Below are 23763 nucleotides of genomic sequence, written 5' to 3'. Positions count from 1 at the left end.
GATGGCCCGAGTGAAAAACCAACGAAGCCCTGACGCCGTGATCGCGCACAGGGTGCGCTCCTACAACAGACTCTGGCGCCGGTACGGCGCCAGCACCGTCGGGTCGTCGAACAAGCCGCAGGGCAACAGATAACGCGGATCGCGCCCTGCGGCCAGCAGCTCGCGGATGCGCGTGGCCGAAATCTCCAGCGGCGTCACCGCAAGCTCGATGAGCTTGCCGGCTGGCAGCGAGCGCAACACGGCAGCATCGGCGACGAGACGCGCGGCCACTTCTGCCGCCAGCTCTTCAGGCACCGCCGCTTCCACGCCAGGACGACTAAGCACGCCGATATGCGCGACATCGAACAGCTCACGCCAACGATGCCACGTCGGCAAACCCGTGAACGCATCGGCGCCCATCAGCAATACCAGCGGACGATCGCCTTGTTCCGCACGCAATTCCATCAGCGTGTCGATGGTGTAGGACGGGCCGCTGCGTTCCAGCTCGCGCGTGTCCAGCGTAAGGCGCGACTGCTCCTGCAACGCGGCTCGCAACATCGCCGCGCGTTGCGGCGCGTTGGCGATGGGTGCAGGGCGATGGGGTGGCACGCTGGCCGGCATCAGCTGCACGTCGGCCTCGAGCAATTCGGCGGCTTCCCACGCCACGCTGAGGTGCCCGAGGTGCACGGGGTCGAAGGTGCCACCGAAGATGGCTAATGGACGCTTCATTCCAACGCCCGCGCCGCGCGTGGCTCGGCGATGGCGGCAATGAGGCGTTCGGCTTCCAGCCACGGATTGCCCTGCTCGCGTCCCTTGGCCATGCGGTCGATGCGTGCGGCGCGGGCCAGGCATTGCAGCCAATGTTCTCTTGGTGCGCGGCGCAGCGCCTTGCGAAACAACTGTTCGCGCGCCGGCCACAGGCGCTCGGCACGGACCTGCGCCGCAAAGTCGTGCGCGTTCGCCAGGCGCAGGGCGAGCTGCAGCTGGTTCACCAGCCAACCCATCAAGGCGATCAGCTCGTCGCCCTCGGCATGCAGGCCGGCGAGGATACGCAACGCGCGCCCACCTTCGCCTGCAAAGGCCGCGTCGGTAAGCTTAAAGGCGTCGTAGCGCGCGCTGTCGGCGACGAGATTTTCCATTTCCTGCGCATCGATCTTGCCCTGGCCATGCAGCACGACCAGCTTGTCGATCTCCTGCGCGGCGGCAAGCAGGTTGCCTTCCACGCGTTCCGCCAGCAGCGCTGCCGCATCCGGCGTGGCGGAAAGGCCGCGCGACGCTAGCCGCGCGCCAATCCACGAGCCCCATTCGTTCGGGCGCGGTGCATTGAACACGACCAGGGCGCCCGCAGCGTCCAGGTTCTTGGTCCAGGCACCTTCGTGCTTGTTGCTCCAGTCGGTCGCCGTGATCAACAGGGTGACGTCAGGCGGCGGATCGGCGCAGAACGCGTTGATGGCCTTGGCGCCCTCAGTGCCGGGACGCCCGGTGGGCAGGCGTAGATCCAGCAGACGCCGCGAGGCGAACAGCGACATCCCCGCCGCCGCACGTGCCAGGTCGTCCCAGTCGAAATGATTGCCGACATCCAGCACTTCGCGCTCGGTATAGCCGAGCTTGCGCGCCTGGGCGCGCAGCGCGTCTGCCGCTTCCAGTACCAGCAATTCCTCACCGGCCAGCAGATAGACCGGACGCAGACTGTCCGCCGCCAGCGACTTCTGCCATTGAACGGCATTGAGCGGCATCTTAGGCAGGCTCGCTTAGTTTGTACTGGACGCCGACGCCGGCGCGGCCGCATCGGCAGCGACCTGACCCGGATGTTTGGTGGCGGCCTGCAGCCGGAACAGGATCGCCTGCACCATGTCGTCGTTGAGGCTGTCCTGGATCGCCTGGACCTGGGCCGTGGTACCGATGGTATTGGTCGCGTCGTAGCTGAATTCGCGCTGCATATCGATGCGCTGGCGCGGTACCAGCGGCTGGCCGGTACCGTCGTGCACTTCAAACTCGACGTGATAGCGCACGGTGTATTCGGTAACGCGCGCGAGGCCGCTCACCGTCAACGTATCGGTGCTGAATGACGCCACCGGTACATTCAAGTCGGCGATGCCGGTACCCGGCTTGTCCTCCACGGTCACGCCTGAGCCTTCCAGTGCGCGCGTCAGATTCAAGCGCAGATTGCCACCACTGGCGACGTTCAAGTGAACACGCTGCATGGATGGCGGCAGTGCCGCGCTCTCGCGCAGGTGAAATCCGCACGCCGCCAATAAAACGGTGAACATCAACAGCAGCGAAGCTTTGAACAGACGGGTCACTGATCTCATTGGGACGTTTTCATCCTGCGACGATGTTGACGATCTTGCCGGGAACCACGATCACTTTGCGAATAGTCAGACCTTCCAGGAAGGCGACTACCTGGGGGTGTGCACGGGCCAGTGCCTCGGCCTCTTCCTTCGATGCATGGGCAGCGATCTCGATGGTACCGCGCAATTTGCCGTTGACCTGCACGGCCAGGGTAAGCGAGTCGCGTACCAGGGCGGCGCTGTCGGCCACTGGCCAGGGCTGGTCTTCCAGCACCGACTCGGCATGCCCCAGTACCTGCCACAGGCTATGGCTGAAGTGCGGCACCACCGGGTTGAGCAGCAACACCATCGCTTCCAGTGCCTCGTGGCGCACGGCGCGGCCCTGCTCGCTCTGGTCGCTGAACTTGTTCAGCGCGTTGAGCAGCTCCATCAGCGCGGCGATGGCGGTGTTGAAAGAGTGGCGGCGACCCAGGTCGTCGGTGACTTTATGGATGGTTTCGTGCAGTTGGCGGCGCAGGGTTTTCTGACCGGCATCGAGCTGAGCCGGATCGACCACCGGATGATCGGGCATCGCTACGTGCGTGGTCACTTCGCGCCAGAAGCGGCGCAGGAAGCGCGCCATGCCTTCGACACCGGCCTCGCTCCACTCCAGCGACTGCTCCGGCGGTGCCGCGAACATGGAGAACAGGCGCACGGTATCGGCGCCAAACTTGTCCACCATCACCTGCGGGTCGATGCCGTTATTCTTGGACTTGGACATCTTCTCGGTGCCGCCGATCTTCACCGGCTGGCCATCGCTCTTCAGCACCGCACCGATCACGCGCGCCTTCTCGTCGCGCTGGATCTCTACATCGGCAGGGTTGATCCAGTCCTTCGAGCCGTCCTCGTTGTCGCGATAAAACGTCTCGGCAATCACCATGCCTTGGCACAGCAGGTTGGTGGCCGGTTCGTCGGCCTTCACCAAGCCGGCGTCGCGCATGAGCTTGTGATAGAAGCGGAAGTACAACAGATGCAGGATCGCATGCTCGATGCCGCCGATGTACTGGTCGACCGGCAGCCAGTAGTTGGCGCGCTCGTCGACCTGATCATTGGCACCCGGGCTGGTGTAGCGCGCGTAGTACCAACTCGACTCCATGAAGGTGTCGAAGGTGTCGGTTTCGCGTTCGGCCGGGCCACCGCACTGCGGGCAGGTGGTCTTGCGCCATTCGGGGTCGGCCTTGATCGGCGACTGCACGCCGGAGAACGCCACGTTTTCGGGCAACACCACCGGCAGCTGGTCTTCCGGTACTGGCACCGCGTCGCACTTGGCGCAATAGATGACAGGGATCGGGCAACCCCAATAACGCTGGCGACTCACGCCCCAGTCGCGCAGGCGCCAGTTGACGCGGCGCAGGCCCTTGCCTTCGTGCTCGAAGCGGGCGGCCATGGCGTCGAAAGCCTGGCCGTAATCCATGCCGTCGAACTCACCTGAATTCACCAGGTAGCCGCGCTCGGTAAACGCGCTGTCCTGCTGGACGCTGGTCTCGAAATCCACGATCAGCTGCACGGCCGCCGAGGTTTCATACGCGTCGACATTGCCGCCGTCCAAGGCTGCGCGCACGGGATCGGCGCCCACGCCCTTGGACAAGTCATGCTGGATCGCCGCCACGGCATCGAGCACGGCGCGGTCCACTACCACCATCTTGATCGGCAAGCTGTATTTCTGGGCGAACTCCCAGTCGCGCTGGTCGTGGCCGGGCACGGCCATCACCGCGCCGGTGCCGTAGCCCATGAGCACGAAGTTGGCCACCCACACCGGAATTTTTTCGCCACTGATCGGATGGATGGCGCACAGGCCGGTGTCCATGCCGCGCTTTTCCTGCGTCTCCAGCTCGGCTTCGGACACACCGCCGTGCTTGAGTTCTTCCAGGAAGGCCGCCAGCTTTTCGTTGCTCGCCGCCGCCTTAAGCGCCAGCGGATGCTCGCCCGCGATGGACACGAAGGTGACGCCCAGCAAGGTGTCCGGACGCGTGGTGAACACGGTCAGCGGCTCGGCTTCGTCTTCCAGCTCGAAGTGGATCTCCAGGCCTTCGCTGCGACCGATCCAGTTGCGCTGCATGGTCTTTACGGCATCAGGCCAACCCGGCAGCGTGTCCAGACCGTCCAGCAATTCCTGCGCGTAATCGGTGATCTTGAGGAACCACTGCGGGATCTCGCGCTTTTCCACCAGCGCGCCGGAGCGCCAGCCGCGGCCGTCGACCACCTGCTCGTTGGCCAGCACGGTCTGGTCGACCGGGTCCCAGTTCACCACCGCGTTCTTGCGGTAGGCCATGCCCTTTTTCATCAGCCGGGTGAACATCAACTGTTCCCAGCGGTAGTAGTCCGGACGGCAGGTGGCGAACTCGCGGGTCCAGTCATAGGCAAAGCCCATGCGCTGCAACTGCTCGCGCATGTGCTCGATGTTCTGATAGGTCCACTTGGCCGGCGCGGTCTTGTTCTTGATCGCGGCGTTTTCGGCGGGCAGGCCGAACGCGTCCCAGCCCATCGGCTGCAGCACGTTCTTGCCATTCATGCGCTGGTAGCGGCTGATCACGTCGCCGATCGTGTAGTTGCGCACATGCCCCATGTGCAGCGCACCCGAGGGGTACGGCAGCATGGAGAGGCAATAGAACTTGGGACGCGAGGCGTCTTCCTTTACCTCGTAGGCGCGCTGTTCGCGCCAATAAAGCTGCGCGGCGGTTTCCACCGCCTGCGGCCGATAGCCGGCCTCGCCACCCTGTTCGCTGCCCTGATCGTGGGAACCCTGATCTTGAATGTCCTGCATGTTTCCGGCGCCGTGTGCTTTGCTGGCAGGACCGGCCCTGGCCGATCACTGCGGGGGAACGCGGCAGACTAGCAGAATGCGGCCTCAGCCGGGCGGGCAAACCGGCTTGTTTCCAGCCGCCAGCGCCCCCGCGGCGGCGCCAATCTGACCGGCCAAACGGGCGATGGCCCGCTGATGGCCCTGCACCAGGGCGTCAAACCCACTGCCTACCGGCTCGTTGATGCGGCTGGCGCAGGCCAACGCATCGCCACCCTTGAGCGGACGCACGCTCCAGGCGGCGTCGATCAAGGCATAGTTCCCCGGCATCGAATCGAACCGGCGCACGTCCAGCTTGATCCGCACCACCGGCTTGTTGCCCGCCGGCAGGCCGCTCACATCCTGCGCGTGGAAGTCGCGCGCAAGGTCGGCCGACAACGCGGCACGCACCTCGTCGCCCAGCGGCGCGATCCAGCGCTCGCCCTGCAGCACCGCGACACCCTGGTCGCCCTGGCGCACCACCAGCGGCGGCTGGTCGACTTGGGCCGGCACCGACACCGGCAGGATGTCGAACTGGAACGCGCCGGCGGTGGATGCACCGGAGGGGGCCACGTCGGCGGAGGCCGGTGCCACCAGGGTGTAGAAACGCGTAGCCGGCGCCGAGCCGCAGGCGGCAAGCACCAGGGTGAGCGCGGCGACCGCCGTCAGGTGTCGAGTTCCCAAATGAATCATGGCTTGCTCCCTTGTGTCGGTGCGCTGGGCGGAGCGGCCTGGGCCGGCTGCGCCTGCAACGGCTTGTCCGCGCGACGGCCGCGCAGCAGCGCATCCGGGTGATCGCCCAGGTAGTCGGTCAGCACACGCAGCGAGCGAGCAGCGCGCTGCAGCTCCTGCATGCTGTCGCCCAGGTTCTGCTGCAATTGCGAGTCGGGTGCGAACATATTGTTGGCGTTGCCCAAGGTCTGCTGCGCCCCCTGCAGGGTGGTTTTGACCTCCGGCAGCACGCTGGTATTGACCTGCTTGAGCGTCTGGCTGAGCTCACCCAGCGACTGGTCCAGGTTCTTGCCGATGCTGTCGAACGGAATCTTGTGGATCTTGTCCACGATTTCCGCCAGCTGCTCCTGCAGCTTGTCGAAACTGCCCGGCGTAGTCGGAATCTCCAGCGGCCTGGTAGTCGGGTCGTAGGCCACCTTGGGCGCGTTCGGCAGGAAATCCATCGCGATATAAAGCTGTCCCGTCAACAGGTTGCCGGTGCGTGCCTGGGCACGCAGGCCATGATCGATCAGACGCCCCATCATCTGCGACATCTGCTCGTCGTCGCCACGCGACTTGGCCAGCGCCACCAGCTTGTCATGCGCGCGGCCAAGACGCTGCGGATAGACCACGGCACCCACGATGGTCGGGAACGTCTGGGTCTTTTCGTCAAAGTCGAGATTGATCGACACCACGCGGCCGAACGACACGCCCAGGAACTCTACCGGCGCATCCACTGCCAGCCCACGCAGCGACTGGCTGAAGCGCATGCGGATGTATTTCGGCTCGCCATCCGGCGGTGCCATGGCGGTGGCGCGGTCATTGAACAGGCGATAGGTGGCATTCTCGTCGGCAGCCGTCGCGTCATGCGGGCCCGCCGGGTCCTGGAACGCCACGCCACCAGCCAGCACGGTCGCCAGCGATTGCGTATTCACCTTGAGGCCGTCCGCGCCCAACGACACATCGATGCCGCTGGCATTCCAGAAGCGCGTCGAGCGGGTAACGAACTGGTCGTTCGGCTTCTCCACGAAGATCTGCATGGTCACGCCCTTGCCGTCCTCGTCCAGATGATAGGAAGACACGCGTCCCACCTGGATGCGGCGGTAGTAGATCGGCGAGCCGATATCCAGCGAACCCAGGTCGTCCGACTTAAGGTCGAAGGTCTTGCCCGAGGCGCCATGCGTCACCGGCGGCGGCGACTCCAGACCGGTGAAATCGTCCTTGTACTCCTGCGACTCGCCCACGTCGGCGCCGATGAACGCGCCGGACAGCAGCGTATCGATACCCGACACGCCCCCCAGACCAATGCGCGGGCGCACGACCCAAAAACGCGTATCGGCGGTAGCAAAGCCCTGCGCGCTCTTTTCCAGCGCGATCTTGGCCACCACGTGGGTGCGGTCCTGACTGAGGCGCACCTTGGTGACGCGACCGATCGTCACGCTCTTGAACTTCACCGGCGTCTTGCCGGGGTCCAGGCCCTCCGCGCTCTGGAAGCTGACGCTAATGGTCGGACCGGCCTGGACCCAGGCGTTGATCACCAGCGACAGGCCCACCAGCGCAGCCAGTGCGGGCACCAGCCATACCAGCGAGGCGTTGATGCGCGGCCGCTGTACGACGGGCTCCGGCAGATCGGCGCCGGACATCGGCTTGTTTTCGTCAGTCATCGAATTCCCTGCCATCCCAGATCAAACGCGGGTCGAAAGCCATAGAGGCGAACATGGTGAGCACCACCGTGAGCCCGAAGAACACCACGCCAGGCAACGGTTCCACCTGGCTGAAAAAACCAAATTGCACGAGAGCGGTGAGCAGCGCCACCACGAACACATCAAGCATCGACCAGTAGCCGATGAACTCCACCAGGCGGAACAGCTTCGAGCGCTGGCGCTGCGCCCACTCGCTGCGGCGGCGCGAACTGATCAACAACAAGCCCAGCGCGAAGAACTTCAGCATGGGCACCACGATACTGGCGGTGAACACGATGACGGCCAGGTAAGGCGAGCCCTTGACCCACAATTCGACGACGCCGGTGAGTATGGTGTTGTCGTCCACATCGCCCAGGCTCGCGGTACGCGTGATCGGCAACAGGTTTGCGGGCAAGTAGAAGAGAAAAGCGGCGATCAGCAAGGCCCAGGTCCTCGTGTAGCTGGCCGATTTGCGCCGGTGCAGGGCCGAGCCACAGCGCGGGCAAGCGGTATTGGGCACCCGGATATCCCGGCACACCAGGCCACACACATGGCAACCGATCAGGCCCAACTCGCTGGCCCGTGGCAAGGCGCTCATGCCGGGCGCTCCTCGGTGAGATCCCACAGCCGACGCATGTCGATGCTGGAGAACGCCGTGATGATCAGCGTCAGCACGCCGTAGCCAAAGATGCCCGCGTTGGGGATCACGTCGAAGTACATGCTCGCCTTGACGATAGCCACCAGGGTGCCTAGCACAAACACTTCGCTCATCGTCCATGGCCCGATGCGATACAAGGTCACCATGGCGAGGCGAAAACCCGGTGCGCGCCTTCCCCTGCGTGCAAACAGCAGCACCCAGCCGAGCAACAACATCTTTCCGATGGGAAAGAAAAACAGGGTGCACGCGACGATGACGGCCACGACCTGGGCGTTCTCACGCCACATCATCACGATACAGCCCCACAGGGTCGTGCTGATCATCTGGCCATTGAGACCCAGGGTGACAATGGGCCAGATATTGGCCTGCACGAACGCGATCATGGCCGTTAGCACCATCGCCGACATGCCCCGCACGCCGATGCTGTGATGTCGCGCCAGGATGGCATCGCAACGGGCACACCGCGCCACCTCGCCACAGGCCAGCTCACGCCGGTGGTAAACCGTGTCGCAGTGCTCGCAGATCCACAAGGTGGGCGGAGCGATTTCGGGTTTGATGCCTTGCACTGGCATGGTCATCCGCGCATTTTCGCAAATATCGATGCCTAGAGGGTGGCACCTGCCGTATGTCCTGGGCAGGAGCCCCGATCTGGCCAGCGGTGGCCTCCCTTCCCTTGATATGCTGGGCGATGCCCTGATCTGTGGGCGATCCGTCAACGGGAGTTCCCAGTGAGTGCTACGACCGCCCAGGCGCATACCTTCGAGGTGCGCGAGGACAATTTCGAAGCCGAGGTGCTGCAGGCCTCGCTGACCACACCGATACTGGTGGATTTCTGGGCGAGCTGGTGCGAGCCCTGTAAGACGCTCGGCCCCATGCTGGAAAAGCTCGCTGCCGAGTACAACGGCGCGTTCCGGCTGGGCAAGGTCGACGTGGACAAGAACCAGCAGCTGGCTGGCATGTTCGGCATCCGCAGCATCCCCACCGTCATGCTGGTGAAAGACGGCCAGATTCTCGACGGCTTCGCCGGTGCCCTGCCGGACGGTCAGCTCCGCGAATTCCTCGCGCGCCACCAGGTGCAACCGGTGGACGGCGCTGAGGTTGCGGACGACGCCGTGGCGCAGCCCCCGGAAGCGCCGGAAGAGGCCGTCAACCGCATCCAGCAAGCCATTGCCGCTGCGCCGGACAACGCCGAACTGAAGCTGGATCTCGCACTTGCCCTGATGCGCGCCGGCCAGGCTGACGCCGCCGAAGCCGAACTCACCTCGCTACCCGCCAACCTCGCTACCGACAGCCGCGCCGTACGTCTGCGCAGCCAGCTGGACCTCGCCCGCGCACTCAAGGGCGCCCCGTCCCTGCCCGAGCTGCAGCAACGCGTACAAGCCGACGGCAACGACTGGGCCGCGCGCGACCTGCTCGGCGTGCGTCTGTTGCTGGAAGATGATGCTGCCGCAGGCCTGGATCAATTCCTGGCCATCTTGGAGCGCGCCCGCGACTGGAACGAGGGCCAGGCCAAGAAGCGCCTGCTCGCGGCGTTTGCCACGCTGGATGATGGCGAACTGGTGGGCAAGTACCGCCGGCGGATGGCGTCGCTGTTGTTCTGAACCTGCGGTCCGGCATCACCGCATGGGTGATGCCGGACCGCTTTTCTCAAGGTGAGCCTGCACCCGCTGAACCGCCCGTACCTATGTTGCGGTCAAGGAACTGGGTGACGCGCTGGTACAGCTCGGCGTTGTGCTTCTCGTCGTAGAAACCGTGGCCCTCATTGGGCTGGTAGAGCCATTCGTAGGCAAACCCGTGCTTTTCGAGGGCAGCGCGCAGGTTTTGAGCATGCACCGGCGGGACTCGGGTGTCCTGGCCACCTGCGATGAGCATGACGCTGGCCTTCAGGCGATCGACCTGGTTCACTGGCGAGTGAGTCGACAATTTTTGTTCGTCAGTGCCCAGTCTTGAGCGCCAGAAGTTCCTGGCCGTGGTGCCTTCCGAACCGTCGCCCCGCGAGAGCATTAGGGGCAGGTCATACACACCTACGTAGCCAATCGCGCAACGGTAGAGATCAGGCTCCTTCATCGCGCCTTCGAGTGCCGCGTAGCCACCATAGCTGCCACCGAAGATGCATACGTGTCCTGGCATGGTGATTCCCTGCTGGATCGCCCAGTGCGTGGCATCGGTCACGTCGTCCTGCATTTTGCCGCCCCATTCGTGATAACCGGCCTGCATGAAGCCATTGCCATAGCCACCCGAACCGCGATAGTTCACCTGCAACACGGCGTAGCCGTGTGTGGCCATCGCCTGCACGGTGGGATCGTACTCCCAGTAATCGCGGATGCCGTAAGGACCTCCGTGAATGAACATCACGAGCGGGAGGTGTTTCGCCTCTTCCTTGCCGGGAGGCGTGCTGAGGTAACCGTGGATGGTGAGTCCGTCGCGCGCCTTAAATTCAATCGGCTGCATCGCTGCCATCTTGTTGGGGTCGATCCAGCTTGCGCGCTGCAACAATGCTGTTGCCTTGCCGGTGGCGTTGTCCCACAGGTAGAACGTACCCGGGTCCATGGACGAATAGCCCAGCACGATCGACTTGCTGCCGTCGCGCGAACTGGACACGATGCGAATGTTCTCGCCGGGCATGGCGTGCGACAGCAAACCGATGACCTTCATCGCATCCGAACCGGGGACGAACGCCTCGGCGGTAGGCGCTCCTGGATCGGAGTACACACCAACCACATCCATGCCATCTAGCGTGTACAAAAGCCGACTGATCTCGACGGTATCGCTACTCCAGACCGGATTGCCCATTTTCCGGGCAGACACATCCCATTCGCAGAGCGCATTCACCTTGCCGGGCGCCACACACGACATGTAAACCTTGCTGTCGTCGCGACTGAAGCTAAGCGCCAATGGAACGCCTCGGTCGACCGTGCCCTGGAACAGCAGCGTCCATGGCTTGCCCTCGCCCTCACGGTAATACACCACCGGATAGGCATGGCTGTCATAGCCTTCGGCGAAGCGAACCACCCCGTGATTGTCGGCCATGAAATGGGCATTGCGGAACGGCGCCTTTCCCACAGGGCGTCTCTGCAGATCCGTATCGACGTCCAGCAAGTAAATGTCATTGAAGGCCCCTTCAGCACCGGTGTCCCCCGCCGACACAGAGACGAGAATATGTTTGGGATCATCGCGCAGCGTGTCGATGACGCTCCCGTAACCGATTGCCATGGGCTGCTTGCCATCCACGTCGATGGCGAAGATCTCGCCGGTGCTGAACGGTTGGTCCCAACCGGACACCTTGGTTCCTTCGGTATAAACAACGCGGTTATTGTTTGCCCACCAGAAATCGACGACCTGATGACCCTCGCGCGGCGTGACCATGCCACCTTTCTTGGTGTCGAGGTCGAGTAGCGCCAGCAAAGGCTTGTCCTTGACCACCGTCGTGGCGGCGATGTGGCGACCATCGGGCGATATCTTCACCTCGGTGTATTGAAGGTGGCGCGCGAGATCTTCAAACGAGACGTCCGCAGCGAACAACGGGTACGACAAGACACTGAGCACGCAGAAGGCTGCGCGCCGGATTCCCTTTTTCATCTTTCCCCCATTGCGGGCGCCCCTCGCGCTGCCGCTGGATCGAAGTATAGGCACGGAATTAGGCGACGATAGGGGCTGGACGAGGCATTCCCGTGTTTTCCTGCGGACCGATGAGCGAACACCCACCAGGCCATACGCTTGCGTATGTTTCAGCTATAGTTGGCTCCCTGCCCCTGCCCCGCCCTGCCCATGCGCGCCTCCACCTTCCGCCGCCTGATGAACCTGTGGCCGCCCTTCCTGTTCAACAGTATCGGCGTGCAATACGTTGCCGAGGACTGGTCCGAGGTCCGCGTGGTGCTGAAGCTACGTCCGTGGAACCGCAACTACGTACGCACCCAGTTCGGCGGCAACCTGTTCGCCATGACCGATCCATTCTGGATGCTGCTGGCCATGCACCAGCTGGGCAACGACTACTACGTATGGGACAAAGCCGGTGCCATCGAGTTCGTGGCGCCTGGCCGTGAAGACGTCTATGCGCATTTCAAACTCGAGCCGTCCGCCGTGGACGAGCTGCGCGCCGCTGCGGCCGGTGGCGAAAAGGTATTGCGCTGGTTCGAGGTGGCCGTGAAAACTGCCAGCGGTGAGGTCGTTGCGCGCGTACGCAAGCAACTTTACGTGCGGCTGAAACCTAAGGCTCGCTGAGACGGCTCATTCACGCTCGAAGCGGGCGATCTCTGCCAGCTCAGCCTCAGCTCTCTGCACGCTGAGGCCGGCGGCGTTGTCTTCCATTCGCTGCCGCTTACCGGCACGACGCATAAGCCACACCACGATGGCCATGACCGACGCCATCGCGAGACTGACCAGCCCGCTGGCGATGACCCATCGCTTGAACTGCGGTGACCAAAGCTCAAGACCCGTCCACGAAAGCAACATGCCGGTGATGGGAATCCAGATAAAGCTGCCGAGTACCGCATGGAACGGCGCCTCAACCCGCACGCGCCATGCGCGAACATCAGATAGTCGCCGTTGGATCAGCACGACAGGAGCCGCGTAGTCGATGCGCTGGACCAGATAGAGCGTGCGCACAGCGAAAGCGATCAGTAGCAGCCCGTAGGCGTGCACAAGCAAGCCACAAACGAACCAATAGGGCAGGTGCAGGCTAGTCGCCCAACACACTGCTCCGCCAAAAGCGAGCAGCGTTCCCAAGCTTATCTGTACCATCTGCCCTATAAGCAACGGACGCAGCCTCCGGCGCGCCTTGTCCAGTTTGCTGTCCTTGAACATTTGAAGGTTCAGTGCGCGCTGCTCTTCCAGTCGAAGATGCAACGATTGCCATGCCGACTTCATCTCATCAAGTTCCATGATCATCCTCCGGTGGCGGCCACGCTGGTCATCCGACCGCGCAATTTCTGTTTGATGCGGCCGATCTTGGTGGCGACATTGGTTTCGCTGATGCCCAGAATCTCGGCAATCTCGGCATAGCTGCGGTCTTCGAGGTAAAGCAGGATCAAGGCACGATTGAGGGCATCGAGCTGCCCGATCAAGGTATAGAGCGCGGAGAGTCGCTCATCCGGCTCGTTCTCTGGCGCGTTACCAATCGTTTCCAGGTGGTGTGCTTCCAGCGGCTCCAGCCGGCCCGACCATGCGTCGCTCGAACGGCGTAGATGCGAGATCGCTACGTTCAGCGCGATGCGGTAAAGCCAGGTAGAAAACTTCGCCCGCGTTGGGTCGTAGCGTTCGAACGAGCGCCAGAGCTGCACATAGATCTCCTGCGCCAGATCGTTTCGATCCTCCACACTTCGCGCATAAAGGCTCGCCACTTTGAGCACGATCCCACGGTGCTCCCGCAACTGTGCATCGAATCCTGGTTTTCGACCCCGTTCAGCCATGACCGTCCGTTTACCCCAAGCCTGGACCATGATTCGCACCGGTCCTTGGGAAAATCACACGACCCCATTCGGCCCATGCCTAGACCGGCGACTCACCTACAATGCCGTGTCCCCTCTCCCGGTACCCGCCCCCATGCCCCGCCTGCGCTTCAAACGCTACCTGTTTACCGGCCTGCTCACCTTTATTCCGCTCTGGGTGACCTGGGTAGTGTTCAAGTTTGTGCTGGGTATGCTCGCCGACATCGGCGCCCCAGTCGTCTCGGCCCTGCTCGCCTCTTACTCGTCCAGCTCGCCGCATGCCGCCGCCGCGCTCAATAGCAGCTGGATTACCTCGGTGCTGGCCCTGTTGCTGACCCTGGCCGTGCTGTATCTGCTGGGCTGGCTGGCCAATCGGATGATCGGCAAGCGCCTGCTTGATGGCTTCGACGGCCTGCTCGCACGCATACCGCTGGTGCAGACGATTTATGGTGGCACCAAGAAGTTGATGGCCGTGCTGCAGCAGAAGCCTTCGGGCGTGCAGCGCGTGGTGCTCGTCGACTTTCCGCGCAAAGGCATGAAGGTGGTCGGTTTCGTGACCCGTGTGATGGTCGAGGAAGGCACCGGCCGCGAGATGGCTGCCGTTTACATCCCCACCACGCCCAACCCCACGGGCGGCTATCTGGAAGTGGTGGCGCTGGACGAACTCACGCCCACCGACTGGACCATGGATCAGGCCATGGCTTTCATCATTTCCGGTGGCGCCGTCGCGCCGGATACCTTGCCGGCTTCGCCCACTGCCAGGCTGCGCGACGATCACCAGGACGCTGAATAAAGCTACGTCGTCTTTTGCTCCTGACCCTGTTGGACCTTGCCAGCATAAGCACGCACGCTGCCGAACATCGATCGCGCACAGGGTGCGCTCCTACAACAGTGCCATGAATGTAGAAGCGCACCCTGTGCGCGATCGGCGCCCCTCAGGCCGGCAACACCTCGAACGGCCGCATCATCTCGTTGGAGGCGTGCTCCAACAAATGGCAGTGCCAGACATAACGCCCGGTATAGCCCTCGAACGTGATGATGTAGCGCGTCACCATGCCCGGATACACCTGCGCCGTGTCTTTCCAGCCCGCCTCGTGCGGCGGCGGTGGTTGCGCGGGGCCGAGGTATTGCACGGTCTTCGATGCCAGATAGACGTCCACATCGAGCGGGCGTCGATCCAGGATCTGGAAGCGCACGAGATGCAGATGGATCGGGTGCGTGTCTTCGGTGAGGTTCAGGAAACTCCAGATCTCGGTGCTGCCAAGCCGCGGCTTCTCACTGACCGGGTCGTGCCAGTGCTTGCCATCCAGCAGCATCAACATCGGTTCGGACGCGCAATCGGCATATTCGTCGATGGTGAGCTGACGCGTCTGCACGGCTTTCGATTCGGCCGTTCGTGGCACGTCGCGCAGCACCGCCGGCACGCGACTATCATCGCGGACGTGGCCGCTGGCCACGTTGAAGCGCATCAGCGGCAGGGCATCGTTCATCAGTTCGATTTCACCACCTGCCAGATCGGCGAAATCCATCACCAGATCGGCCCGCTCGCCTGGCGCCAGGAACAGGCTGGTCTGCCGCACCGGTGCCGCCAGCAAACCCTGGTCACTGCCGATCTGCACGAACGGCCGCTGCCCGCGCAGGCTGAGGCGAAAGAAGCGCCCGTTTGCCGCATTCAGCACGCGGAAACGATAGCGGCGCGCCTGCACATCCAGACGCGGCAACAAGGCACCATTGACCAGCGTGGCGTTGCCAAACACTTCCGGCACCCATGGCGCATCACTGACGCCGGACACTGGGTAGTAGAGCTGACCATCTTCGGTTAACAGGCGATCAGCCAATACCAGCGGCAATTCCTGTTCGCCTTCAGGCAAACCCAGCGACAGCTCGTGCTCGTCGCGCAGCAAGTACATGCCCAGCATGCCGGCGTAGAGGTTCAACCGCTCGATGCCCATGGTGTGGTCGTGGTACCACAGCGTCGCCGCGTCCTGCTTGTTGGGATAGGTCTGCAGACGCGACTTCCCCGGTACGAACCAGTCGGTGGGATAACCGTCGTCGCTGGCAGGTACGCGCGCCCCATGCACATGCACCACGCCGCGCACCTCGGGCTGGTCCGCTTCTGCGCCGCAGATGTTGTGGTCAATTGGCAGGAAGTGCTTTGTGGGCAGGCGATTGGCCCATTCAACCCGCAGTACATGCCCGCTGCGCGCATCAATGGTCGGGCCCGGCATGCTCCCGCCGTACGTCCAAAGACGGGTCGGCGGCAGATCGCGATGCACACGTTGCTCGCTCTCCTGCATCGCGATACGAAGCGTTGCGCCTGATGCGGGTCGCAACACGTGCGGTACCGGCAGCGGATCGACAAAAGGTGTGAGACGGGTTGGATCCAGCAAGCGCGGCACGCTGGTCTGATCGGCGACGGGATGCTTGCACAAGCCAGCCGTGCCATTCGTGCGCATCGCCATGTGCATAGGGCCCGCGAACGCGCGCCAGCTGATCGGCAACATGCCGGCGGCGGCACCCCAGGCGATGCCTTTCAGAAAACTACGACGGGAGGAATGCAAGCTCCACGACTCCGTTGGCATCAACGATAACGACAACGCCCCGGACGGCTGTCCGGGGCGCTCAAACTCGACTCAACAGCTCAACCGTGCGGCGTGTGCGGCAGGCTCGCCCAGGGCCAGGGCGAAGGCTGCTGGGTCGGCTGGCCGGTCTGTTCGTCCAGCAAAAGCTTCCGGCGGGACGGGAACGGCTGGAAGAAGTCGAACATATTTTCCAGCTTGCCCGCCACCGCGTCGAACGAACCGCCGCCAAGGCGCTGGCCACGCAGCCAGTTGTCTTCGACGAAGCGCGTGACGGAGGACTGATCCGTCACCGTATGGTCGACGAAATTGCTGCGAGCCCACGGCGAGATCACCAGCAGCGGCAAGCGCGGACCATAACCGCAACGCCCTTGCACCGGCTTACCCTGGCTGGCGATGCCCGGCAGCATGCTCGGCGCCTTGCACAGACCTGCGCCATCCAGCGCGTCGGAGCCGGTGCTAGATGCATTGGCCCGCGGCGCCGCCTGATGGTCGTACCAGCCATCGGAATCGTCATACGCGATCACCACCGCGGTATCGCGCCACTCCGGGCGCTGCTGCAGGATGTTCATCACGTGCACGATGAACTGCTGCTCGTCGAGCGGATCGGAGTAACCCGCGTGGCCATCCTGATAGCCCGGCGCCTTGAGGAAGCTCACTGCCGGAAGGTTGCCAGCGTTCACCGCAGCGTAGAAATCCTGGATGTCGTACTGGTGATTCGCCGCGTCACCCTTGTGGCCGATCATCGCCACCGAGGTCGGACGCGCGTGGGTCGGGTTGGCCGTCGAGGAGTAGTACTGGAACGGCTGGTGGTGCGGGATGTAGTCGCTCTCGTTAACCTGGGTCACCGTGGACTGCGTCTTGCGCTTGCAGCCGGTGCTGCCGTTGGCATTCACCTGGGTGAGATCAAAGCCGCCCTCGAAGAAACCCCAGGTCACGCCAGCGTCGTTGAGCAGGTCACCGACGTTGCGGCCACCCAGCTGCACTTGATTGCCGGTCGGCGAGGAACAGACATCACCGATCGGATCGGCGTCACCTATCAGGGTCAGGCCGCCCTGTCCGTCGGCGACCTCGTTGGCGGTACCGTTGAGCGTTTGCGTCACACCATTGGTCTGGCCGGAAACCAGGTTGACCGCACCCGGCGTGGACGGACCAAACGTCGTGTTATAGCTGTTGTCGCTCATCGCGAACCACTGCGCGTAGTTCCACATCGCGGTAACGGTGTTGCCGTCGTAGTAGCCCATGACCTGGCCAGCGCCGTTTTCATCGGCCGGCGCACCCGGCAGGGTTTCGCCGGAGCCGGTGAACTCGGGAAACAAATCCATGGCGCCGCCATCAAACGCCTTCTGCTCGGGACCGTAGGCGTGGTCCTGGTCGGCGGTGGCGGCCTGGGTGCGGTCCAACCGGAACGGATTGATCGCACCGGTGCCGTTGGCGCTGTTGGCCTGGTTCGGATTGGCCGTGAGCAGGCGGCGAGTGAGTCCGTTCACGCGCGGGGTGAAGGGTCGCGCATAAAAAGCCGGCTCGCCCGCCGGATTCGCTGCGTTGGGATACGTACCGAAGTAGTGGTCGAAGGAGACGTTCTCCTGGAAGATCACCACGAGATGCTTGATCGGCGTTGCCGTGCGAACGTCCCTTCCGTGCCCATTGGCGGCATCGGACTCGGATTCCGCGCTGACCGGGATCTGTGCAAACGAAACGGCGGAAAAGCTTAGAACGCACGCGGCAAGACAGACTGCGAGATTGTGTCGCATGGAAGGCTCCCTAACGGTCGCGGATGATGCGCTTCCCCTCAAGCGCGGTGTCCATGAACGATAGGCGGATAAGGTGACAGGCCTATAACAGCCGCTTTACGGCGATAACTTACAGGTGAACCCGCGCACAGAATCGGCGCAACCGCGGCGGCCACAGGGGCGCCGCAAGCTTTTGCTGCGCCCGTGCCGTCGGCACCGGCGTCCGGCAAGACCCAGGGGGCCACGCGCAAGCGCAACGGCAGCTAGCGCTACAACCATGCTCCCCCTACAACACCGGCGGCCTCCGGCCGCCAGCGGCGCAGGCATGGCTGAGGCTGGCGCTCGGTACCCCCTGACCTTTGACACTGTCTCGCCACCAGCTCGCGGCCTAGCCTGAAGGGTCATAAGCGCGGCCCGTCGGCTCTGGAGCCTCGAGATCGCTAGTGACCATTGACCGCCCCAGCGGGCACCGCACAACCAGAGGGAATCCGATGACCAAGCCGTATATGAAGCCCATTGCGCTCGCCGTGAGCCTTGCCCTGTCGCTCAGCGCCTGCGGCAAGCACGAGCAGGCGGAGCAGTCCGCTCCTGCCGCTGCCAGCACCGCGCCGGCGACCGCCGGCACGACCGCCGCCGCTCCGACCGCGCCCAAGAGCGTGTTCGACATGAGCGAACTGGACCACAACATCCAGGCGTGCGATGACTTCAACGCCTTCGTCAACAGCAAGTGGGTTGCCGCCAACCCGATTCCGAACGACCGTACCCGCTGGGGCGCGTTCGACAAGCTGGCCGATGACAGCCTCAACACCCAACACGAGATCGTCGACGCTGCTGCCAAGGGCGCCGCCGGTGCCAAGGCCGGTTCGATCGAGCAGAAGATCGGTTACCTGTACGCCTCGGGCATGGATGAAGCCGCCATCGACCAAGCCGGCTTCGAGCCGATCAAGCCCAAGCTCGATGCCATCGCCGCCCTCAAGAGCGGCAAGGATGTCGCCGGCTACATCACCAACAGCTTCACCCAGGGTGACATGCAGGTGTTCCAGTTCGGCGCCGGCGCCGACTTCAAGAACGCCAAGATGCAGATCGGCTACACCCAGGAAGCGGGCCTGGGCCTGCCGACCAAGGAGTACTACCTCGATCCGAAGTACAAGGACATCCGCGACGCCTACCTCGCCTATATCGCCAAGGCCCTCACGCTGACCGGCGTGGCCGATGCCGACGCGAAGAAGCAGGCCGACCAGGTGCTGGCCTTCGAAACCGAGCTGGCCAAGGCGTCGCTGTCGCCGGTGGAGCTGCGCGATCCCGCCAACCAATACCATTTCGTCAGCATCCAGGAAGCGAACAAGATCACCCCGCACTTCAGCTGGGAAGACTTCTTCAAGGCCCAGGGCGTGACCGTCGACAAGGGCTTCTCGCTGTCGCAGCCGAAGTTCATGGCCGAGTTCGACAAGCTGCTTGCCAGCGCGCCGATCGACCAGTGGCAGGCCTACCTGCGCTTCCACGCCATCGACGACTCCTCGCCGTATCTGAGCAAGGCGTTCCAGGACAACAAGTTCGATTTCTACGGCAAGACCCTCGCCGGCCAGCCGGAACAAAAGCCGCGCTGGAAGCGTGTGCTCGGCGGCGTCAACGAGTCGATGGGCGAAGCACTGGGCCAGCTCTACGTGGCCAAGGTGTTCACGCCGGAAGCCAAGGAGCGCTCGAAGGAATTGGTCGACAACGTGCGCAACGCGCTCAAGGCACGTATCGAAAACCTGGACTGGATGAGTGACGAGACCAAGGCCAAGGCGATCGCCAAGTGGAACACCTTCCTGCCCAAGATCGGCTACCCGGACAAGTGGCGTGAGTGGTCGGGCCTGGACATCAAGCAGGGCGACTATTACGGCAACGTGATGGCCGCGGCGAAGTTCAACTACCAGTACGACCTGGGCAAGATCGGCAAGCCGACCGACCGCCTCGAGTGGGGTATGACGCCGCAGACGGTCAACGCGTATTACAACCCGACCGATAACACCATCAACTTCCCGGCCGCGATCCTGCAGCCGCCGTTCTTCTATGCGAACGGCGACGACGCGATCAACTACGGCGGAATCGGCGCGGTCATCGGTCATGAGGCCAGCCACGGCTTTGACGACCAGGGCAGCCAGTTCGACGGCGAAGGCAACAACGTCAACTGGTGGACGAAGGCCGACCGCGAGAAGTTTGATGCGCGTACCGACAAGCTGGTGCAGCAGTTCAACGCCTATGCGCCGGTCCCCGGCAAGCCGGACATCCACGTCAACGGCAAGCTGACCCTGGGCGAGAACATCGGCGACCTCGGCGGCCTCAACTCCGCCTATGACGCGCTGCAGTTGGCGCTGAAGAAGAATCCGCAGGAAGCCAGCCAGAAGATCGACGGCTACAGCGAAGACCAGCGCTTCTTCCTCAGCTGGGCTCGCGTATGGCGTGGCAACATCCGCGACAAGCAGCTGGTCCTGCAGATCAACACCAATGAGCACGCACCGGCCTCGCTGCGCGCCATCGGTGCACCGTCGAACATGGAGTCCTTTGCTGCCGCGTACCAATGCAAGCCGGGCGACGCCATGGTCCGTCCTGCCGATAAGCAGGTGAAGATCTGGTAAGCACCCAACGGCTGCGACTTCTGTCGTAGCCGTTCCAGCCATAAAAAAAGGCGTCGCGCAAAAGCGCGACGCCTTTTTTCTTTATCTCCCTCTCCCCTTTGGGGAGAGGAGGCAGATGCATCACGCCTTCGTCCGCGAACGCCTCACCTCATAAGCCTTCAAATGCGCATAGGCCACGCGCAACATAGGCAACGCATCCTCAGACGCATCCCCACGCGCCAACAGATCACCAACCACGTGGTCAGCTTCGATCAGGCCACCCTGCTCCAGATCACGCATCATCGAAGCACTCAGCGCGGAACCTGCTTCGGAAAGCATCGAATAGGCACGCGCGAGCACGGCATCGGCAGGCGCATGATCGTTGCTTGCCGCCACACTTCGACAGTCTTCCAGCAATTGCACCGTGGCCTGCAAGCCACCGGGCGCAGCAACAATGTCGCCCACCGGCGCGCGCATCAGGCAAGTGATGCCGGCGAGTGACGCCAGAAATACCCACTTGTCCCACATGTCCTGAAGAATGCTCATGCTGAGGCGCGGCTCGAATCGCGCATTCGCCATGCTCTGAGCAACACACTCCACGCGCTCCGAACGCGTGCCGTCACGTTCGCCAAAGGTCAGGCCGTGCGACTGATTGAGATGCCGCACCGCACCTTCCGCATCCAGCGTCGCCGCAATCACACATTGCCCGCCTAACACGCGATCCGCCCCGAAACGCGCATCAAGCAGATCTAGGTGTCGCATGCCGTTGAGCAGCGGCAGGATCATGCTTTGCGCCCCGACGGCCGGCGCCATGTCGTCCATCACCTCAGGCAGGTGATAAGCCTTGCAACTCAACAGGATCAGGTCGAATGGATCCTTCAGTCCATCGGCCAGTAGTGTAGGTGGCGACGGCAGCATCGCGTCGCCGAAGCCGCTGCGAATAACCAGGCCATGCCGCGCCAGCTGCTCAGCACGCCCCGCACGCACCAGAAAGGTCACGTCCTGCCCGCTCTCCAGCAGCCGACCACCGAAATAGCCCCCCGTCGCACCCGCACCAATCACCAGAATCCGCATAGCGTTGTCTCCAGAAACACAGGCGTCCAAGGCTAGCGCAAGCCCCACTCTTTGCCCTCATCGAACGGCAATCCGAGCCTGATTGTGGCCAAGTCATGCCACTTGTCAGTTATCGAATGATTTACCTCCTTCGTGCCGGAAGCGACCACAAGAAGCGCCGCCTAGCCGGCCGCGCCGCTGTGATCGATCCCAGAGCGCAACCGCTCAAACCCGTCTATATCTGATTAGTGCCCCATGGCCCGGTCATCACAAACGGCCTAGACACTGGTCGGAGACCACCCGCGGCCGCGACCCCGGTCAGGCTCCTTCGCTCGCAATCGAAAGCGCAAGATATTGCGTTTCATTTTTTGAACTCAGTCACTTAGTGCTGACGGAAGGCGGTATTTTCCCGACGCGCGGCAGTCGCAATCCCAAGCCCGTCGTAAGAGAATTCTCACAAGGTTCGTTGCAACGAAGCCCGCTTGCGCGGCGTCTCGCATCAATTGACCGGCTCGATCCAGCCGGGGCTCCCAGGGGCCCCCGGCGCGCGAACGAGGTACGCCACGGGGGCATGGAGAAACAGGGGAACCGCTATGCAAGTCCTATCGCGTCAGCGAGGTATCTCGCTGATCGAAGTAATGGTTGCCATCATCGTTTTTAGCGTCGGCGTTCTCGGTGTTGCGATGCTGCAACTCAAGGGCGCGCAATTCAGCAAGCAAGCTGGCATCCGCACCGTTGCCGTTTTGCAGGCCCGTTCACTCGCCGATGCGATGCGCGCTAATCCAGCAGGCGTCTATGGCGTAGCGACCGAAGCGGAGATCACCGGTAAGAACGGGGATATCAGCGGAAGCTATTACCTCTATGACGGCACCACAGTGCCGAGCCCCAGCTCCTGTGGGAATCCTGCCTGCTCCACGGCAAAAAACGATCTTCTCAACTGGCTTCAGCAATTGAAGAGCGCCAGCAACGCTGCCGGCATGTCCACGATTCAGCCGAACACCAGCACGGGCACGCTCACCGTCAAGGCCACTTGGAGCGAAACATCCCCCGGAGCGATGAGCAATGACGTCTACCAGTTCGACTATCAGCCCTGACGTGCGCCGCATCCTGACAACGATCGGACGCCGGCCATCGCGAGCGCGACACGCCGGCTTCTCGCTGGTTGAACTGATGGTGGCCCTTGTGCTCGGTCTCATTGTGGTGGGAGGCCTAATCAATTTGTTCATCGCAAACCGCAAGGCCTACCAGGTCCAATCAGGCAATGACTTCATAGAGGAAAATCTCCGCGTTGCGACAGACCGCATTGGCGGGTCCATTCGCATGGCGGACTACTGGGGTGGTAGCAAGGCCAGCAATGTCACCAATGGCGCCGGCAGCACAGTTACCGCCAAGGGCGCTTGCAATGGCAGCTGGGCCACCTCTGTGCAATCGAATACGTCAGGCGGCGGCGGCATCTTTGGCTATGACGGCGCGGCAAGCTTCCCGATCGATCCTGCCTGTGTGGACGGCAACGCCAACTATGTGCCGGGTTCGGATGTACTCGTGTTGCGTTATGCCGATGCCCAGACCCTTTCGCCAGGTCCGGCCAGCGCAAACACGCCGGCCGAGTCGAGCACGATCAGCGGCAACGCCAAGGCCATCTTTTTGTTGTCCACGCCTGGCATCTCGGCGCAGCTGTTCGCCGGGAGTGTACCGGCGGCTTCGACGGGGACCCTGCAACGCTATGCGCAGACACTCGATCTCGATGTGTACTACCTGCGCCCGTGCAGCGTCATCGCTACCGGATCGACCTGCCAGGCCTCTGACGACGACGGTATGCCGCTGCCAACACTGATGCGGATGTACTTGAAGCCGGATGGCACTTTCATTTCAGAGCCGGTGGTTCAGGGCGTCGAGCAGATCAAGTTCGAATTCGGCATTCCCTCAGATCCCAACAGCAATGCGCCTACCTACAAAAGTGCCAGCGCAGTGACTGCTGCCGGCCAATGGGGCAGTGTCGTCTCAGTGCGCGTTTCCATGGTGACGGTAAGCCCAGTACGCGACATAACGATTCCTCATACGGGCACCTTCACCCTGGGGACCGTCGGCAATTGCTCCTACACGATCAACAACGGAAGCACCAGCGTCAGTACCTGCGCCGGCCTCACGCTCTATGGGGATAAGCCCTGGCAGTTCACGCGCACGAACCAGCAGCTGGTCATGCAGTTGCGCAACCGAGTCAGGGGTTGACGTC

General features: G+C 63.0%; 20 protein-coding genes and 1 pseudogene. 7 read left to right on the top strand and 14 right to left on the bottom strand.

Features of this window, described 5'->3' with window-relative positions; genetic code table 11:
- Positions 1-60: 60 nt before the first annotated feature.
- The 8 genes from nadD to ACT01B_RS05450 all read right to left on the bottom strand — a co-directional run bounded on the left by nadD (position 61) and on the right by ACT01B_RS05450 (position 8717).
- A complete protein-coding gene (nadD, locus tag ACT01B_RS05485) occupies positions 61-708 on the bottom strand; it encodes a nicotinate-nucleotide adenylyltransferase (protein WP_445146367.1) in 648 nt (215 codons plus the stop codon).
- Positions 705-1715: a DNA polymerase III subunit delta gene (gene holA, locus ACT01B_RS05480; RefSeq protein ID WP_445146366.1), complete on the bottom strand. Its 1011-nt coding sequence runs from the start codon at positions 1713-1715 to the stop codon at positions 705-707. The genes nadD and holA overlap by 4 nt, the downstream gene beginning before the upstream one ends.
- A 15-nt stretch (positions 1716-1730) precedes the next feature.
- Positions 1731-2291: an LPS-assembly lipoprotein LptE gene (locus tag ACT01B_RS05475; protein WP_445146365.1), complete on the bottom strand. Its 561-nt coding sequence runs from the start codon at positions 2289-2291 to the stop codon at positions 1731-1733.
- Between the two features lie 10 nt (positions 2292-2301).
- On the bottom strand, positions 2302-5073 hold the full coding sequence (gene leuS, locus ACT01B_RS05470; protein ID WP_445146364.1) for a leucine--tRNA ligase: 2772 nt from the start codon (positions 5071-5073) through the stop codon (positions 2302-2304).
- A gap of 84 nt (positions 5074-5157) precedes the next feature.
- Positions 5158-5781: a PqiC family protein gene (locus tag ACT01B_RS05465; RefSeq protein WP_445146363.1), complete on the bottom strand. Its 624-nt coding sequence runs from the start codon at positions 5779-5781 to the stop codon at positions 5158-5160.
- Entirely contained in the window at positions 5778-7463 is a 1686-nt protein-coding gene (locus tag ACT01B_RS05460) for a PqiB family protein (RefSeq protein WP_445146362.1), read from the bottom strand. Before ACT01B_RS05460 ends, ACT01B_RS05465 begins: the two co-directional genes overlap by 4 nt.
- Positions 7456-8079: a paraquat-inducible protein A gene (locus ACT01B_RS05455; RefSeq protein ID WP_445146361.1), complete on the bottom strand. Its 624-nt coding sequence runs from the start codon at positions 8077-8079 to the stop codon at positions 7456-7458. Before ACT01B_RS05455 ends, ACT01B_RS05460 begins: the two co-directional genes overlap by 8 nt.
- Positions 8076-8717, bottom strand: a complete 642-nt coding sequence (locus ACT01B_RS05450; protein ID WP_445146360.1) for a paraquat-inducible protein A — start codon at positions 8715-8717, stop codon at positions 8076-8078. The genes ACT01B_RS05455 and ACT01B_RS05450 overlap by 4 nt, the downstream gene beginning before the upstream one ends.
- A 150-nt stretch (positions 8718-8867) precedes the next feature.
- Between ACT01B_RS05450 and trxA the strand changes: the two genes are divergently transcribed.
- Complete coding sequence (gene trxA / locus ACT01B_RS05445; protein ID WP_445146359.1) at positions 8868-9740, top strand: thioredoxin; 873 nt, start codon at positions 8868-8870, stop codon at positions 9738-9740.
- A gap of 46 nt (positions 9741-9786) precedes the next feature.
- On the opposite strand, the gene ACT01B_RS05440 is transcribed toward trxA, so the two are convergent.
- Positions 9787-11718 (bottom strand): S9 family peptidase, encoded by a 1932-nt coding sequence (locus ACT01B_RS05440; RefSeq protein WP_445146358.1) that lies wholly within the window; start codon positions 11716-11718, stop codon positions 9787-9789.
- Between the two features lie 189 nt (positions 11719-11907).
- Here ACT01B_RS05440 and ACT01B_RS05435 point away from each other — a divergent pair, with 189 nt between their 5' ends.
- A complete protein-coding gene (locus tag ACT01B_RS05435) occupies positions 11908-12360 on the top strand; it encodes a DUF4442 domain-containing protein (protein ID WP_445146357.1) in 453 nt (150 codons plus the stop codon).
- A 6-nt stretch (positions 12361-12366) separates the two neighbouring features.
- Here ACT01B_RS05435 and ACT01B_RS05430 read toward each other — a convergent pair whose 3' ends face one another.
- On the bottom strand, positions 12367-12942 hold the full coding sequence (locus ACT01B_RS05430) for a hypothetical protein (protein ID WP_445146356.1): 576 nt from the start codon (positions 12940-12942) through the stop codon (positions 12367-12369).
- An 80-nt stretch (positions 12943-13022) separates the two neighbouring features.
- Complete coding sequence (locus ACT01B_RS05425) at positions 13023-13547, bottom strand: RNA polymerase sigma factor (protein ID WP_445146355.1); 525 nt, start codon at positions 13545-13547, stop codon at positions 13023-13025.
- 133 nt (positions 13548-13680) lie between these two features.
- On the opposite strand from ACT01B_RS05425, the gene ACT01B_RS05420 reads away from it, so the two are divergent.
- Positions 13681-14358, top strand: a complete 678-nt coding sequence (locus ACT01B_RS05420; protein WP_445146354.1) for a DUF502 domain-containing protein — start codon at positions 13681-13683, stop codon at positions 14356-14358.
- A 142-nt stretch (positions 14359-14500) separates the two neighbouring features.
- Here the strand turns inward: ACT01B_RS05420 and ACT01B_RS05415 are convergent, their stop codons facing one another.
- Both ACT01B_RS05415 and ACT01B_RS05410 read right to left on the bottom strand, forming a co-directional pair.
- Positions 14501-16126 (bottom strand): multicopper oxidase family protein, encoded by a 1626-nt coding sequence (locus ACT01B_RS05415; RefSeq protein WP_445146353.1) that lies wholly within the window; start codon positions 16124-16126, stop codon positions 14501-14503.
- Between the two features lie 80 nt (positions 16127-16206).
- Positions 16207-17898, bottom strand: coding sequence for a phospholipase C (locus tag ACT01B_RS05410; protein WP_445146352.1), 1692 nt, complete (start codon positions 17896-17898; stop codon positions 16207-16209).
- Between the two features lie 470 nt (positions 17899-18368).
- Between ACT01B_RS05410 and ACT01B_RS05405 the strand changes: the two genes are divergently transcribed.
- On the top strand, positions 18369-20498 hold the full coding sequence (locus tag ACT01B_RS05405) for a M13 family metallopeptidase (RefSeq protein WP_445146351.1): 2130 nt from the start codon (positions 18369-18371) through the stop codon (positions 20496-20498).
- A 120-nt stretch (positions 20499-20618) separates the two neighbouring features.
- Here ACT01B_RS05405 and panE read toward each other — a convergent pair whose 3' ends face one another.
- A complete protein-coding gene (gene panE, locus ACT01B_RS05400; RefSeq protein ID WP_445146350.1) occupies positions 20619-21551 on the bottom strand; it encodes a 2-dehydropantoate 2-reductase in 933 nt (310 codons plus the stop codon).
- A gap of 572 nt (positions 21552-22123) precedes the next feature.
- Between panE and pilV the strand changes: the two genes are divergently transcribed.
- The 3 genes and pseudogenes from pilV to ACT01B_RS05385 all read left to right on the top strand — a co-directional run bounded on the left by pilV (position 22124) and on the right by ACT01B_RS05385 (position 23759).
- On the top strand, positions 22124-22624 hold the full coding sequence (pilV, locus tag ACT01B_RS05395) for a type IV pilus modification protein PilV (protein ID WP_445146349.1): 501 nt from the start codon (positions 22124-22126) through the stop codon (positions 22622-22624).
- Positions 22593-22712, top strand: a pseudogene (locus ACT01B_RS05390) (prepilin-type N-terminal cleavage/methylation domain-containing protein); the annotation flags it as partial. The gene pilV and the pseudogene ACT01B_RS05390, both read left to right, overlap by 32 nt.
- A gap of 138 nt (positions 22713-22850) precedes the next feature.
- Positions 22851-23759 carry a PilW family protein gene (locus ACT01B_RS05385; protein WP_445147430.1) on the top strand — a complete coding sequence of 303 codons (909 nt, stop codon included), beginning with the start codon at positions 22851-22853 and terminating at the stop codon, positions 23757-23759.
- The last annotated feature ends 4 nt before the right edge of the window (positions 23760-23763 follow it).

It is taken from the genome of Dyella sp. Tek66A03 (assembly GCF_052567735.1).
This window is presented reverse-complemented; position numbering and strand designations above follow the sequence as displayed.